This is a genomic window from Pseudobutyrivibrio ruminis, from assembly GCF_015057245.1.
Taxonomy (GTDB): domain Bacteria; phylum Bacillota; class Clostridia; order Lachnospirales; family Lachnospiraceae; genus Pseudobutyrivibrio; species Pseudobutyrivibrio ruminis_E.
The window spans coordinates 236,131-250,867 of record NZ_SVET01000001.1; the positions used below are offsets into that span (position 1 = coordinate 236,131).

General features: G+C 37.4%; 15 protein-coding genes. 3 read left to right on the forward strand and 12 right to left on the reverse strand.

From position 1 onward, the window contains the following. Positions 1 to 10: 10 nt before the first annotated feature. The 4 genes from E7274_RS01170 to E7274_RS01185 form a co-directional block, all read right to left on the reverse strand. Positions 11 to 775 carry a class I SAM-dependent methyltransferase gene (locus E7274_RS01170; protein WP_304173012.1) on the reverse strand — a complete coding sequence of 255 codons (765 nt, stop codon included), beginning with the start codon at positions 773 to 775 and terminating at the stop codon, positions 11 to 13. A 472-nt stretch (positions 776 to 1,247) separates the two neighbouring features. Continuing rightward, positions 1,248 to 1,547, reverse strand: coding sequence for a hypothetical protein (locus E7274_RS01175; protein WP_304173014.1), 300 nt, complete (start codon positions 1,545 to 1,547; stop codon positions 1,248 to 1,250). A 23-nt stretch (positions 1,548 to 1,570) separates the two neighbouring features. Continuing rightward, complete coding sequence (locus tag E7274_RS01180; RefSeq protein WP_044937899.1) at positions 1,571 to 1,840, reverse strand: hypothetical protein; 270 nt, start codon at positions 1,838 to 1,840, stop codon at positions 1,571 to 1,573. Positions 1,841 to 1,894: 54 nt separating this feature from the next. Beyond that, complete coding sequence (locus E7274_RS01185; RefSeq protein ID WP_304173016.1) at positions 1,895 to 2,632, reverse strand: YdcF family protein; 738 nt, start codon at positions 2,630 to 2,632, stop codon at positions 1,895 to 1,897. Between the two features lie 115 nt (positions 2,633 to 2,747). Between E7274_RS01185 and E7274_RS01190 the strand changes: the two genes are divergently transcribed. Beyond that, positions 2,748 to 4,574, forward strand: a complete 1,827-nt coding sequence (locus tag E7274_RS01190) for a family 43 glycosylhydrolase (protein ID WP_304173018.1) — start codon at positions 2,748 to 2,750, stop codon at positions 4,572 to 4,574. Between the two features lie 76 nt (positions 4,575 to 4,650). Then, positions 4,651 to 5,805, forward strand: coding sequence for a hypothetical protein (locus E7274_RS01195; protein WP_304173020.1), 1,155 nt, complete (start codon positions 4,651 to 4,653; stop codon positions 5,803 to 5,805). 45 nt (positions 5,806 to 5,850) lie between these two features. On the opposite strand, the gene E7274_RS01200 is transcribed toward E7274_RS01195, so the two are convergent. The 6 genes from E7274_RS01200 to E7274_RS01225 form a co-directional block, all read right to left on the reverse strand. Continuing rightward, positions 5,851 to 6,396, reverse strand: coding sequence for an NAD(P)H-dependent oxidoreductase (locus E7274_RS01200; protein WP_304173022.1), 546 nt, complete (start codon positions 6,394 to 6,396; stop codon positions 5,851 to 5,853). Next, positions 6,393 to 7,130 carry an AlkZ-related protein gene (locus E7274_RS01205; RefSeq protein ID WP_304173024.1) on the reverse strand — a complete coding sequence of 246 codons (738 nt, stop codon included), beginning with the start codon at positions 7,128 to 7,130 and terminating at the stop codon, positions 6,393 to 6,395. Before E7274_RS01205 ends, E7274_RS01200 begins: the two co-directional genes overlap by 4 nt. Before the next feature lie 52 nt (positions 7,131 to 7,182). Beyond that, entirely contained in the window at positions 7,183 to 7,440 is a 258-nt protein-coding gene (locus tag E7274_RS01210) for a hypothetical protein (protein WP_033154292.1), read from the reverse strand. A 162-nt stretch (positions 7,441 to 7,602) separates the two neighbouring features. Next, a complete protein-coding gene (locus E7274_RS01215; protein ID WP_304173026.1) occupies positions 7,603 to 7,902 on the reverse strand; it encodes a hypothetical protein in 300 nt (99 codons plus the stop codon). Between the two features lie 15 nt (positions 7,903 to 7,917). Further along, positions 7,918 to 8,859 carry a DUF4037 domain-containing protein gene (locus E7274_RS01220; protein WP_304173028.1) on the reverse strand — a complete coding sequence of 314 codons (942 nt, stop codon included), beginning with the start codon at positions 8,857 to 8,859 and terminating at the stop codon, positions 7,918 to 7,920. Positions 8,860 to 8,943: 84 nt separating this feature from the next. Then, on the reverse strand, positions 8,944 to 9,468 hold the full coding sequence (locus E7274_RS01225; RefSeq protein WP_304173030.1) for a pyridoxamine 5'-phosphate oxidase family protein: 525 nt from the start codon (positions 9,466 to 9,468) through the stop codon (positions 8,944 to 8,946). A 260-nt stretch (positions 9,469 to 9,728) separates the two neighbouring features. Between E7274_RS01225 and E7274_RS01230 the strand changes: the two genes are divergently transcribed. Continuing rightward, on the forward strand, positions 9,729 to 10,904 hold the full coding sequence (locus tag E7274_RS01230; protein ID WP_304173032.1) for an IS110 family transposase: 1,176 nt from the start codon (positions 9,729 to 9,731) through the stop codon (positions 10,902 to 10,904). Between the two features lie 426 nt (positions 10,905 to 11,330). On the opposite strand, the gene E7274_RS01235 is transcribed toward E7274_RS01230, so the two are convergent. Together E7274_RS01235 and E7274_RS01240 are read right to left on the reverse strand one after the other, a co-directional pair. Continuing rightward, positions 11,331 to 12,281, reverse strand: coding sequence for a hypothetical protein (locus tag E7274_RS01235; RefSeq protein ID WP_304173034.1), 951 nt, complete (start codon positions 12,279 to 12,281; stop codon positions 11,331 to 11,333). Positions 12,282 to 12,297: 16 nt separating this feature from the next. Further along, positions 12,298 to 14,718 carry a DEAD/DEAH box helicase family protein gene (locus tag E7274_RS01240; RefSeq protein WP_442960408.1) on the reverse strand — a complete coding sequence of 807 codons (2,421 nt, stop codon included), beginning with the start codon at positions 14,716 to 14,718 and terminating at the stop codon, positions 12,298 to 12,300. Positions 14,719 to 14,737 lie beyond the last annotated feature (19 nt).

Consider the following 14,737-nt stretch of genomic DNA (forward strand, 5'->3'; position numbering starts at 1 on the left):
AATATCTAGCCTATTTTCTTCCCATAAGAATTGTGGAGCCGCTCAGGCCCATCCATACTGACTCCCATTTGCTCATGAACATTCCATTTGTTGTATCTACAAGCTTTACTTCTTCATACCCCATATCCTTCAGTTTTTTAACAAAACTTTCCATATCACCATATTTGCTTTTAGACATGATGTCATGAATAGCGAAAGTACCACCCTTCTTGAGAGTTCTCAGTGTCTCTAAAAGTATTGCCTGCCTATCTTTGCTAGGTATATTGTGATAAACATAGTTGCTTGTAACTGCATCAAATGTTTCATCTGGGAAATCAAGAGAACAAGCATCTCCCTGCTGGAATGTGGTATTATTAACGCCCTCAGCTTTTGCATTGTTCTCGCAGAGCGACTTGCTAAAGGATGCATATTCCTTACCCCATCTATCGATTCCTGTGATCTCAGCCTCAGGATTTTTCATTGCACATGCAATACTCAACGCACCGCTTCCGCAGCCAACATCAAGACATTTTCCGCCTGCTGGAATGCTGACATATGAAGAAACGCCATTAATTATTTGCTTTGACATCTGTCGCTTTCCATCATATGAGAAAGCTCTATACATCAAATACATCCATATGCTACACAATAAAAATATCACTGTTAGTGCCAAAAAAACTTTTCCCAATGGTGTTCTGTAAAAAGTAAAGTACGTCAGCACAAGAAAAAATACTGATACAGTCAACACTCCCAGAATCATTCCCTTAGGCATCCAATTTTTGTAATCTGGTTTCATATTACCCTCCACTCTTAAATAGTATTAGTTTTATCTCATAATACTACTTTTAGTTAGGTATGTCTAACTCAAATTATAAGTTGACATGGTTTAAAGGGTGATATCTCAAATTCTTTATATAATTTAATGCCTATTTAATGGATAATCGACCTCTCTCCCAACTTAAAAGTATTAAAACAGCCTTAATTGAATTTTTAATACCTGATTTGTCCTAGCCCCCTTATATTCACAATGTCCCCAAGTATTAAATATTTAAATAACTTTGTTTTAATACTTTGACGTGATTTATAAATACACATTCTGTAGCATTTATCCATAAATAGCAAATCATCGAGTATTAAAATTGAAAAATACTCCCCTTTAATACTTTTAAATTGAAAAAGGCATATTTTAGAATAAAACGACCACAAAAAAGGCGAGGCCCCAGCCTCGCCATACAATATTCGAATAATAACAAGGCTAAATGTCTCGCCTAATCAAAATCCTGTTCTACATCATCAATAGCGCATTTGCCACAAAGCTGGCCGACGAATTCTTCCATGTAGAAAAACTCGCCATCAAAATAGGAATCAAATTCCTTAATGGCGCCAGCCAAAGTAAAGGCTTTGCCGCAATCCTTGCATTTTCTCATAAGAGACATGGCAACTTCATCATCCTCTACTTCATAGTCGTCATGCTCCATGTCGCCCTCTTCATAGCCCTCCAGCTTATGAGTAGCTATATATTCATCCGATGGCTTAAGCTCTCCATCTATCTCTGAAAAAAATCCCATAAATATTTATATCTCCATTCTTTCTACATCCAATTATAATCGCCACCGGTGACAGCTAATGAAAGAAGTGCATCCATACGCTCAACCTCTTCTTCGCCTCTAACAACCTGCAAAAGCTTTGCTGTTTCCTTAACCACTGGCATTTCTTCATCTGGTCCAATTTCCATATCTGGCTCCTTACCACAGTAAGGACAAACCAAACTAGGACCAACCTGAACTGATAAAAATCTGTTTGCACATTCAGAGCATTCATAAAAGCCTGCTAATTCTGTGCCATCTGGAACATAATACATCTAACTATCCTCTCAATCTATAATCTAATTGTCATTAACAGGTATGACGACCTATTAAAAAATATCCTTCAAAATCCCAAAGGTCTCCCTCACCATATTGTTAGGAAGATACTGGTATTCTGTGAACGCAGCAATGCCTGTCACATCAGCATCAGTGTAGCGCTTTGCAATCATCACTCCTCTGAATACATGGAAATTGTTTGTGACGATGCCGATTTTCATATCATCTGATACCTCCACAAGATTCATTGCATTGCTGATATTTTGCTCTGTATCTCGTGACTCACTTTCAACTATAATTCTATCTTCTGATATGCCTTGTTCAATAAGATAAATCTTCCCGCCTTCACCTTCGGCGATGGATTCGTTGACGCCCTGGCCACCAGTAACAATTACCTTCGTGTCAGGATTACTATTCAAATAATCAACTGCAGAATCAAGCCTTGCCTTATAGACTACACTTGGTCCCCAGTCTTTCATCTGCGCGCCCAGGACAATAATGTAATCTGCTCCGTTCTCTCCTTTTGAAAAGAACTGAGTGAGTATACATCCCTGGCATATGATGAAAATGCCGATGCAAGTGGCTACAATAATTCTGAAAACAAGTCTTATCGCTTTAGGTACTTTGGGCCATAATTTTTTCTTGTCCATCAGATATAAGAAGCCAAAAAATATAGCTGCAAAGACCCATATAATAAATGAAAATGTGCCACTTCCCACCATGTATACAGCAATTGAATACAATGCTGAAAGAATGACTAAAAGTGCATAAACTATTCTTAATTTTCGCATTACTCTTTCCCTTTCAAATTTAAGAAAAAAAGACGTATTCTGTATAAGAAATGTCAATCATTTTTATAAGATTATAATATAAAATTAATGATAATAAAATTGGAGGTAATGGACAATGAGTAAGTATTTTTGCAATCCTATGAATTTGCCATACAAATATAATTATCAAAAGCCTAATATGCCAGGGCTAGGTGATGCAAAGCTAGCCATATACAGAGAGGCTGCAGACCCTATTATGGAATTTTTTAAGGGAAAGTATTACTTATTTCCCTCTATGACAGCAGGATTCTTTGTTAGCGAGAATCTGATAGATTGGGAATATCATAGGCTAGATAAACCTATTCCTATTTTTGACTATGCACCTGATGTTAGAGCGATTGGCGATTATTTATATTTTTGCGCATCAAAGCGTTCTGGCATTTGTAATTTCTATAGATCAAAGGACCCAATTAATGAGCCATTTGAAGAAATAAAAGGTTCATTTGCATTTTGGGATCCTAATCTTTTCTGCGATGATGACGGAAGAATATATTTATATTGGGGTTGCTCTAATATCACTCCGATTTGGGGTGTCGAACTTGATTCAAAGACCATGAAACCTATAGGCGAAAAACAGGTTATGTTTAATATGGATAATAAGAACCGCGGCTATGAGCGAAGTGGAATGGATCACGTCAGTGGTAAAACACCTGAAGGTATAGCTGCAGCTACAGAGGCTATTTTTGCAGATTTAATGAAGATGCCAGAAGAAAATCGTCATAATGAAGGACTAATCACAGAAGATGATGTTAGACGTCTCGCAAGAGGATTTGCCGGTGACGATCCTTACATTGAGGGAGCTTATATGACTAAGCATAATGGAAAATACTATTTGCAATATGCATGCCCTGCTACCCAAGTTAATGTCTACAATGACGGTGTGCTTGTAAGCGATAATCCTTTGGGGCCTTTTAAATATGCAGCTAATAATCCATTCTCATATAAGCCCGGTGGATTTGCTAATGGAGCTGGACATGGATCTACAGTAGCTGGCTCAGATGGGAAATATTGGCACACTGCATCAATATCAATTTCAGTAAATAACGATATGGAAAGACGTTTGGGGCTTTGGAAAGCAGGTTTTGATAAAGACAATGATTTATATTGTGACCAGATGTATGGAGATTGGCCAATAAATGTTGATGCACCTGCTTTTGCTGATCCTGATTTCATGCTTCTTTCCTATAAAAAGAATGTCAAAGTGTCATCTGGTACATGCAAGGAAAATTTAACAAATGAATGTATCAGGGACTGGTGGATTGCTGACACATCAAATAATGAATGGGCACAGGTAGATTTAGGCGAAGTTATGAATGTTCGCATGATTCAACTTAATTTTGCTGATCAGGATATTATTGATGAAATACCGGCAGATGCAGATAGACTAATCGCTCATGAAATCAGATATATTGACGAGAAACCTCGTGCTACAAAATGGATTTTGGAAGGCTCAATTGACGGCATTAACTATGAAATTCTTTGTGATAAATCAAAATCCGATATCGACCTTGCAAACGATTTTATTGATTTAAAAGAATTTAAATCCTTTAGATATATTAAATTGACTGTGTTGGAAGTCCCATTCAATCAGAAAATAAAAGTCTCTGGAATTCGTATATTCGGTAAAGGCAACGGAAATGTACCACAGCCTGCATCCGGAGTAAAATATGATTACAATAATGAAACCGAAATGGATATGATGGTGAGCTGGGATAATGATTCTGCACTAGGACATAATATTTTATGGGGATATGCTGAAGATAAGCTGTATCACAGTTATATGGTATTTGGCAAAAACTGCCAGAATATCGCAGCACTTGTAAAAGGACAATCTGTATACGCTAGGGTTGATTCGTTTAATGAAGTTGGGATTACAAAAGGGCAAGTTGTAAAGGTTAGATAGATTAAAGGAGTTCATTGCACTTTTCCCCCTCCTGTACTAAGCTTTGTATATACAAAACTTCAAAAGGGGAATAATAATGGAAACTAACAACACAGACGAACTTCAACCAACCGGCGATGGCGCCCGCCTTGCCGCCAAAACATTACTGGTGTCCCGTATCATAAAGCTCTACGGTGCAGCAGCATTATTCCTGGTATATTTCCAAATATTTTATAGGCACTGGGATTACCTGCAGCGATGGATATACAACTACGCTTGCATACTGCTTGCCCCGGCCATCATTCTGTTTTTTGCAGGCATCGACATCGCCTATATTTTTCATAGCATCAACAAAGCCTACCGCCTTAGCAGGCCGGACCTAATCGACTTCTACCACGATTTATCGAAGCACCTGCTCATAAACATCATCCGCGGAAAAGAGCAAACCAAAGATGAAATTGCTGCCAAGCTTCCCGACAATGCAAAAAAGAATCATCCATTCAAATTGCTGATAATGTTCTGGATTTTCGCTTTTAGCATCGGCTTTGTAGGCGCACCATACGACAACTATTATTGGTTCGGATTTCCGAAAATCACAGTAGGCATCGCCGCCCTCATATCCACTGTGGGCTTAACTCTGATTATCCCAACAATTGTGGCTATGATTGCATACATCATATCTTTGAAAAAGACTGGCAAAGCCAAGCTCTCAAAGCTGCAAAAAGCCCTGCTTATAGTGATTACAATCCTGTCATTTGTACCAAACTACATTTGGCTTTATGACGCAATAAACTTTGGTTTCGGCTTAGATACAAGCACAGATGAGGTAATTGAAGACACAGAATACATCCCTTCGTACGAATCAGACTATGTTGACGATAGCTCCCAGTATATGATTGACGACTCCGAAGAATATATGGACGACGTCACCATCATGAATCACATGATTATCCTTTGTAACTACCTGGTTCAAGAGGGCGTCATATCCGATTTTTCCGTGGAGCTTGACTTCAACGCCAAAGGCTATGTAAAGGGCACCGTCGCCCGCGACGACGAATATGTTTACGTGCTATATGACAACGGAATAAAACAAGACGACCAAGGAAACGACTGCCTCGAGCTCGTGCTTGAAGCAGAGCCATTGGATGAGGACGGCAATTCCCTTGGCCAAACTGAAGCCTCTCTAAAAGGCTTTTATTTAGTGAACGCAGAAACTAAGACTGTAATCGACGAGCATAAAACCCATTGGTAATTCCAACAAAAAGGCGAGGCCAAGGCCTCGCCTTCTTTATATACTCTACAACCTGTCCACAGCTTCTTTTAAAATAGACTTTTCATCAGCGCCGTAGATATCCAGCCCAGTTGCTTTTATCAATTCTATATCATTGATTCCATAAAAATTTTCTGCTAGGGATTTTATATATCCAAACCCGAATTCTTCCGGAACATAGGTACCACCTGCTGTCATTACGTAATACAGCTTACTTGCTTTGCATAGTCCTTTTGGGATGCCTTCTGGAGTATACTCAAACGTAATACCAAGGACATTGATGTGCTCTATATACTGCTTAAGCACAGCTGGAAATGATAAATCCCAATAAGGTGCTGCGATAACAATTGTCTCTGCCTTTGCAAACTGAAGGGCCAGCGTAAACATTGAATCATCAAACGTACCAGCAGCAATTAGCGAATCTCTTTTCTTTAAGAAAGCCTCATCTGTCTTTGGAAAATCGATATCCTCAAGCTTTACTTCTTCATAATCTCCTAGCTTAGAAAGCAAAGCCTTTGCTAAAACTTCTGTTCGCGATTCTTCTCTTACACATGCGTTAATAAATAAAATCATACTCTTATCAACCCCCGTAAAATCTTTCTAATCTGTTTTTCAGTTGCTATAGGATATACTTCCATAATATGCTCAGCTATAGCTTTTCCAGATTCTGCCGGATTCATACTATATAAAGATGCCACATGGTCACGCCCATAGATATTTTCAGGCTTAGTATATATGGCGATAGGCCAACCATAAGCTTCGCCTATTTTGTTCTTGCGTTGCCTAAAATCACGTACTGTAAGATAGGTCATCATCTGAAGGTCAGTGATTGTACCATCAAAGCCTTTTTCGCCGCCTTTGCCAAAGCCTGCTTTTTGTTTCAATTCATTAGAATATATTTCATCACAGATTTCTAAAACATCCATAACTTTCTTTTGGCGTCTTGAAGCTTTTTCATCATCCCATAGAGCATCAAAATCATAGCCATCACGCCTGTAGTTAGCAAAATATGGAAACCATTCCTTTGAAATAAATCCAGCTTTCTTATTGAAAAATTTACCATAGGCAATGTCACCACGACGTGCTATTATTTCTCTCCATTCCCATGGATCAAGTGTTGGATTGCCACTCCACCAATATTCGGGAACTGTGCGCTCTTCTAGTGAAAATCCGGGAATTTCATTCTTAAATAGAGGCAGAAATCCGATTTCATTTATATATTCAATTGCTTCATCAACTGTATGTAAACATTCTGGATCATCCCATTCCACTCCATACATTACCCATGTACCATTTTCATTAGGCATTAATTTAATATCCCCCATTCTAACCAATCAAAAAAGCCCTAAGGCAGGCCCCCTACATCAAAAACATAGCTACAAACTGATAGATTACAAAGCCTGATGGAATCAGCGCCAGCGCAGCAGCAATAAGAAGTACTATAACTAAGGTTTTCTTTCTCTTAGATTCACTAAGAGGCTTGCCGGTGTTGGCAAGGACAGCACTGCTGATAATAGCTGTGATAGCCAGCCCAATGAGAAACAGTACCACTCCAACAACAGCAAAGAATGCTGCCATCATCAATAATGTTACTAATACAATTCCAATAAATGCCATAATTATCCTCCACTTTAATAAATCATGACTCTATACTATCTCGAGTAAGGAAATAAGTCTTGCTGTTGCCGCTAAACCTAAAATCAGGAAGAAAATTGAAATCCTACGGTTCAAATTTCAAATAGGACATTTCACCCGTAGGAAAAAGAGAAATATTCATATTTAAGCTGTCCAAATTCCATCGTTTCCGACTATATAAGCCTCGGCAGGATTTTCAGGATTATAGCAAATTTCTACTTCATCCATCACCTTTTTTGTTCCTATTACAGGGAAACGTCTTTGTCCAATAGGAATAGGCCCTATTTTTATAGCTTCACCTTTATATTTTAACTTTTCTGTGATTTCGTACTCTACGCCATCAATCAAATATGCAACAGTCATTAAGGTGACATGATTGCTTTTTCCTCGTACCTCTTTTACTATTCCTATTTCTTTTTGCGTACATCTTTTCCTATTTACCATATTCTGCCCTGGCCTTCATACTTGTAAAATATCATTTATGTATATTTCCAAGTATGAGTCGCCACCTTCTATCAACTCGTTTTTATTAAGAAGCTCAACTATTGCTTTTGCTATTTCTTCAGCAGTAGCTATTACCTTATCTTTCATATTGATGCTTCTAGGATTATATGTATTAAATCTCCATGCTGCATCATCGCTTACAGTAGAGGCAAGCTTTTTGACAAGCATTGCATATTCACCGTCATTTTCTAGTTCAGATAAAGCTCTATAAGTCCATTTATAGTATGGCGCAAATTTTCTATTAAGCAAAAAGTAAAGCTCCATAGCTGCCTCCAGACCTTTTGCTCTGCAAAGCTCCGCTGCCACAATATCATTTCTAGTCATGCATCTAGCATAATTTACCTGAAGAGCTGCTGAAAACTGATGAAGCTCATTTACTATTCTTCTTCTCCAAATGCTATCTGGATAATAGCTTAAAAGAAGATTCCTGAATCTTGTAAATTCCCCCAAATCGTCTCTAAAGACTTCTCCATTTGTTGTTGTAGCAAGACAACTGTGTTCTAGATTAAGCCAATCATTTTCCGTAAGAATACAGTCTTTAGTGTTGCAATCAATATAAAGAATGTTTGAGTAAAATGACCTTATAGTCATAACCCCTCTTCGCTCTTGAAGTCGTTCTGTTAGCTTTTCACCGCCATACTGCATAGCAAGCTCATTATATGCTATAGACAAAAGGCATCCTATTTCATCAAAGTCCTCGTCGGTAAGCCATAGGCACACGCCAGTACCAAAATCATGGTCTCTAGACATGTAATCATCATAACCAAAACAATCAGATCCCTCGCCAACTAAGCCTACCGCTATTCTTGATTCATATTTAGGAAACTTTTCATGTATCATAGGAGCCACTTGATTTTCATAAAACCGACGACTCTTTTCAAATTCAGTATTTCGCATTATTCCGCCATTTATCCTCTATATAATGTATCAGCACCTATCTTATCCGCAATTTTTTTAGCAACAAAAACAATTGTACCATTCCTAGCGGGCCCTTCCAGGGCCAGAAAAATGCTGCCTACTCCCGAACCCATCCTTCTTCAACTCTGAATCCAGATAGTCAAATGAAGATGGCTCAACCTTAATCAAGTTCATAGGCTGCGGCAATTTCTTCATAACCTCCACAGGAATCTTCTTGTGCTCCATCAGCTTCAGATACTCATCCGAAAATGGCTCCACCATAGACGCAACTCCCTGCACCTGCAAACTTTTCAGCTGGCCAAAACCACCGTAAGGTTCAAAAATGGCAATGCCCACATTCTTGTTCTCCTTCAGCCCTCTGAACTTCAAGCCACCCTCGGAGAAAAAGTAAAAGTTTCCATCTACATAGTTATATTCAATAGGTGTGTTGCGCACACAATCCCTAGAAGCTGTAGCCAGCGCACATGTATTATGAGCACCGATAAAAGCTTCAATCTTTTCTTTTAATGCTGTTGGCTCCATATGAACTGAGTCCGCGTCCTTCTTTTCCCAATGTGATGCTGCCGCATCGTAATCCATCTCCCACATTATATATTCCCCCTACTATTATATAAAGTCATAGTCTTTCTTTACCTTTTCTACAGGTTCGACTATGCTATTTTAAGATGCTGTGGATTGGTGTATTCCCCCTACCACTAGATGGTTTAAACAAGGCTCCAACCACAGTCTCTTTGTTTATTTGTTAATCAGTTAGTTACCGCATGACGGTTTATCAAGAAGTAGGTTACGATTGCAAAGAGCCCTGTGGATCTTAAAACAGTATCAATACTATCTTAAGGAGGTTCTATATGCTTTTTGTAGGAATTGATGTCGCTAAAGATAAGCATGATTGCTTTATCACAAACACTGATGGAGAAGTTCTTTTTAAGCCCTTCACCATCACCAACAACCTCGATGGGTTCGATGAACTTTATCAGAAAATAGAATCCGTTATGGAAGATGTTTCTAAAGTAAAAGTAGGGCTAGAAGCCACTGGACACTATAGTTACAATCTTCTTGGATATCTTCTTGATAAAGGTTTGCCTACCTACGTTATCAATCCGTTACATACAAATCTGTACAGAAAAAGTCTAAGCCTTAGACAGACCAAAACGGATAAAGTAGATGCCCGAACAATTGCTTCTATGCTAATGTCTGACGTGAACTTAAAGTCCTACTCAGACACATCGTATCATAACGAAGAACTTAAGTCACTAACTCGTTATCGCTTTGACAAAGTCAAAGAACGTGCAAAGCTTAAGGTCTCCATTTCAAGACTTGTCTGCATCCTTTTCCCTGAAATAGAAAAACTTGTTCCAACTCTTCATATGAATTCAGTATATGAGCTTCTATACGAATTCCCTGGTGCGAAGTATGTTGCCAGTGCTCATCTTACAAGGCTGGCTAATCTTGTCGAAACAGCTTCAAAAGGTCATTACACAAAAAATACTGCTATTACATTCAGAGAAGCTGCCAGAACTTCTATCGGTTCAAATATGCCAGCTAAATCGCTAGAACTCAAACACACCATAAAGCTTATTCGCGAACTAGATTCCGAGATTGAAGAAATTGAAAACGAAATCAAAATCATCATGGATAAGATTAATTCACCAATCCTTAGTATCCCAGGAATCAGCTACCGTATGGGCGCAATGATCCTCGCTGAAATAGGTGATTTCAGTCAGTTTGATTCTCCCGATAAGATACTTGCCTATGCCGGTATGTCTCCTTCCACCTATCAATCTGGTCAATTAGATAACTGCCATTCAAGAATGGAAAAACGTGGCTCCCGGTATCTTCGATATGCTTTGTTCAATGCAACAACCTATGTCTGCTTATGGGATCCAACATTCAAAGCTTATTTAGCTAAAAAGCGATCCGAGGGCAAACATTATTATGTTGCATTATCACACGCTACAAAGAAGCTTGTTCGAGTCATTTATAAACTCGAAACCTCAGGGCAACAATACATAGAAGCCGTCTAATCATTCCAATATCATATCTTCTTGTCAGAGCACCATTACTTGATGCTCTATTTGTCATGCAATTTTCAATGTACTGATTGCAATGATATAGTCACCGCCGCTATATTCAAAACATTTCTGTTTTAAAACATTTTTATTGACTTTCTTTAATAGTTAGTCTTATTCTATATCCAATTATCAACAATACGTAATTTAATACTTAATATAAACACCACTCTTACTAATAGCATTATGTGTTTTCTTTTAATAGAAAATATCGTATATGTTTTGATTAACTTTATTTTAGATAATTACTATAAAAACTATTAGTACTGATTCAAATATCTCCCATGGCGGCTTTATAATTTTGGATTCTTTAAATTAATTTTTATCATCACCTTAAAATAAGAAAACTCATCTACAAAAAAGTGCCTGACACCATTTCAATTACTTAAAACTATTTCCAAGAAAATACGTATAATCTCCAATCCATGGGTGTGAGCCACCCTTTTTACACATCCATGCATCGTCATCATAACCAAAATCACTATTAACATAAGGATTATCTACCATGTCTCTGATATCTTTTTCAACATCTTCTTCGTTATATTCAATTTCTTCGTAGTCCAATATTGCATTAGCCCATTCAGAAGCTTCTTCAATAAAGTATTCCTCATCTTCTACTGTAGTAATTATGCAATATGCATTATGATATTCTCCAAATGAAACAATTATCTCAATATCATTCTTATATAAATGAATCTCTGGCCCAGCACCATTTTCTCTTTTTATAACATTATCCCCTGTTACGGGAGAATCAGAATGTTTAGCATTGTATGCTTCAACTAATCCCTTGGCTATTGAAAATTGTTCATTCATTTTCTTTTCTTTTTCATAACGAAGATTATTCGCTTCTTGCTCTGACAAAACTCTAGGAAAAGAAAAACTAGCAATTAATTCTTTACAATCATCGTCAGTCATTGCCTCGATAGAATCAGAAATTTTTACATAATATTCATCAGTCCAATTTAATGAATCAGACTTAAACATGTACATCTTGTATGAAAGAGAATCGCTATTTTCATAATCATATTCAGTATAATCATTTGTTATATTGCAATGCATTTTATATGAATACCACGTTAATATTCCATCCTTAAACATCCATACATCATCTGAGTCTCCAACATTTGAATACCCATCATAATAATAAGCAGCTGTTCCATCTGCATATACCAGTAATACACTTTGATTCTCACCTAAATATGTGCCACAAATCATAGATATTTCATCTGAGGGAATATCGTCCACATTTATAACTACTTCATTCTCCTCATTAGTACACCCACTTACCAAAATACAAATGCATATAATAACAGCATTTAAGCATTTCTTCATTTCTACCTCCAGCATATTATTTTGAAGGATTCGCCATCCTTCGCCTATAGTAATCCATAGTCCTATACTCAATTACATCCTTCATCTGCTCAGACAGTACCCTATTACCTTGCAACATTTTCATTTCATCACACAGTGCAATCGGTGAATCCTCATTACTTACAAAGAATCCTTTACCTGACTTAAGCAGGAAGTTAACTGGCATGTTATGAATCTTCTTTATATGCTCAGCATCAGAAATTGACTTATATTGCTCATAAGTGCTGTCTGAATCTAAATCACGCCAGTTCTTACCTGTGTTAAAGAACTCTTTCCAACTAGCAAGTAGCTGATTATCATTGACTTTCATCAATACATCATCCTTGTTATAAAAGGCCATGAGGACAGGCATCTTGTATACCTTAGTCATGTTTGTTGTTTCGATTAATGAAATAAAGTCTTTACCCAATCCATTACAGAAAGACTTTTCTTCATCATTAAGCTCACCAAGCGCGCTCAGATAATCCAAATATCCTTTAAATACATTTGCCTTCGAATTCTTTAAAGTAAGCTGATATATTTCATCATCCATCTCAGTAAAAAGTTCCAAACGCGATGGCCTATGACCAATAAGGTCTTTTACTCTATAAAACTCATCATTAATCAAATCCTTGAGTTTCTTTTGCTTGCGTTCCATCTCATTAAATAAATCAATGAGACGCATATCAAAATCTATCAAGCAATCATCTGGAATATCATTCTTTGATGGTCGTCCTGAGTTTTTATCATAAGTATGTGAATGCTTGCCGCTTAAGAAAAACCTAACCTTTCCAGCCTTCTCATAATTACCGATAAAATCCAGTACATTCAAATAGTCTTTACCTTTTGATTTTCTTAATCCACGTCCTAATTGCTGCAAGAAAACAATCGGAGATTCTGTTGGGCGCAAAAACATGACCATATCTAGCGAAGTAATATCAACACCTTCATTAAACATATCTACTGCAAATATTACTTTTATCTCCCCGGCCTTAAGCTTTGCTATTGCCACATTTCTTTCCTCAGAATACTCTCCATTTGCATCACTATATACAGCAACTGCTGGTATGCCACGTAAGCAAAACTCTTTGGCCATTTCCTCAGCATGCGCTCGTGAACAGCAGAAGCCTAATGCTCTATCAGATTCGTATTTGCGATAATATTTGTATATCAAATCATGACGATGAACATTTCCGATATAAGTTTCGTTTAATTCTTTCTCGTCATAACGGCCTCTTACAACATGCAGCTTCGAATAGTCGGTATCATCATATATTCCATAATAGTGGAATGGAACCAACATTCCCTTATTAATAGCCTCATACAATGAAATCTCGTAAGGCACATTGTAATCGCAGAGTTCATAAATACTTCTACCATCCATTCGCTCTGGAGTAGCAGTCAGCCCAAGCAAGAATTTGGGCTTAAAGTATTCTACTATCCTCTTGTATTGCTCATTTACCGCATGATGGAATTCATCAACCACAATGTAATCAAAATAATCTGCAGTAAAATACTCCGGACTTAAGTATCTCTCATTTCCAAGAGTCGCTACTGAAGCAAATACAACTGATTTACCAGTGCATTTTTCATCACCATTAAAGAATCCATAATCATCTGAATTTCTAACATTACGAAAAGAAACCGCGGCTTGCTTTAAAATCTCTTCTCTATGTGCAACAAACAAAACTCGCTTATACTCTTTTGAATCAAATGCTGCTAAATAAGTTTTGCCAACTCCTGTTGCAGCCTGGACCAAAGCTTTTGTAGCACCCTCTGCTCTAGTATTTTCCAAAGCACAAAGAGCTTCAATTTGTGCTCCCCTTGGTTCATAGAGCATTTTAACTTTTGTATCTTTATCTAATTCAGCCTCATCGTATCTATCTAAATCTTTTGCCGCTGCAGGTCTATGCCAATTTTTTGAATACTCACGAAGTACATCTCCTGTCACTTCTATTGAATGATTCTCATATAAATCTTCAAAAGTCTCACAAAACTTATTAAAATTTGCCTCGTCTGAAATTGTGCTAAATTTGTAATTCCATTCAATTCCCGATGTCAAAGCACTTCTGGAAATGTTTGAAGAACCTATAAATATTTCACCATGTGTTGCATAGTGAAATATATAAGCCTTAGGATGAAATGATCTGCTTGAGTCATTATAGAATCTTAATTCCACTCTATCGCCTAGCTCACGCTTAATCATATAAAGAGCTGAAGGCTGAGTAATTCCAAGATAATTACCTGTAAGAATTCGTATTTTCGTACCAGCATTAATTGACTTTTCTAACTGCCCTAAAAGCATTTTAACGCCAGATTCCATCAAGAAAGACACAATAATATCAACCTGCTTTGCATTGCCAAAACTTGCTATAAGTTTTGCATATAACTGTGTTCCACTGTTAACGTCACCAGTCATTGCAAATGGTTCAATGTCT

Excerpts from the sequence above, each read along its gene's own strand:
- E7274_RS01170 (WP_304173012.1), bottom strand. The coding sequence starts at position 775 with ATGAAACCAGATTACAAAAATTGGATGCCTAAGGGAATGATTCTGGGA.
- E7274_RS01175 (WP_304173014.1), bottom strand. The coding sequence starts at position 1,547 with ATGGGATTTTTTTCAGAGATAGATGGAGAGCTTAAGCCATCGGATGAA.
- E7274_RS01180 (WP_044937899.1), bottom strand. The coding sequence starts at position 1,840 with ATGTATTATGTTCCAGATGGCACAGAATTAGCAGGCTTTTATGAATGC.
- E7274_RS01185 (WP_304173016.1), bottom strand. The coding sequence starts at position 2,632 with ATGCGAAAATTAAGAATAGTTTATGCACTTTTAGTCATTCTTTCAGCA.
- E7274_RS01190 (WP_304173018.1), top strand. The coding sequence starts at position 2,748 with ATGAGTAAGTATTTTTGCAATCCTATGAATTTGCCATACAAATATAAT.
- E7274_RS01195 (WP_304173020.1), top strand. The coding sequence starts at position 4,651 with ATGGAAACTAACAACACAGACGAACTTCAACCAACCGGCGATGGCGCC.
- E7274_RS01200 (WP_304173022.1), bottom strand. The coding sequence starts at position 6,396 with ATGATTTTATTTATTAACGCATGTGTAAGAGAAGAATCGCGAACAGAA.
- E7274_RS01205 (WP_304173024.1), bottom strand. The coding sequence starts at position 7,130 with ATGCCTAATGAAAATGGTACATGGGTAATGTATGGAGTGGAATGGGAT.
- E7274_RS01210 (WP_033154292.1), bottom strand. The coding sequence starts at position 7,440 with ATGGCATTTATTGGAATTGTATTAGTAACATTATTGATGATGGCAGCA.
- E7274_RS01215 (WP_304173026.1), bottom strand. The coding sequence starts at position 7,902 with ATGGTAAATAGGAAAAGATGTACGCAAAAAGAAATAGGAATAGTAAAA.
- E7274_RS01220 (WP_304173028.1), bottom strand. The coding sequence starts at position 8,859 with ATGCGAAATACTGAATTTGAAAAGAGTCGTCGGTTTTATGAAAATCAA.
- E7274_RS01225 (WP_304173030.1), bottom strand. The coding sequence starts at position 9,468 with ATGTGGGAGATGGATTACGATGCGGCAGCATCACATTGGGAAAAGAAG.
- E7274_RS01230 (WP_304173032.1), top strand. The coding sequence starts at position 9,729 with ATGCTTTTTGTAGGAATTGATGTCGCTAAAGATAAGCATGATTGCTTT.
- E7274_RS01235 (WP_304173034.1), bottom strand. The coding sequence starts at position 12,281 with ATGAAGAAATGCTTAAATGCTGTTATTATATGCATTTGTATTTTGGTA.
- E7274_RS01240 (WP_442960408.1), bottom strand. The coding sequence starts at position 14,718 with ATGACTGGTGACGTTAACAGTGGAACACAGTTATATGCAAAACTTATA.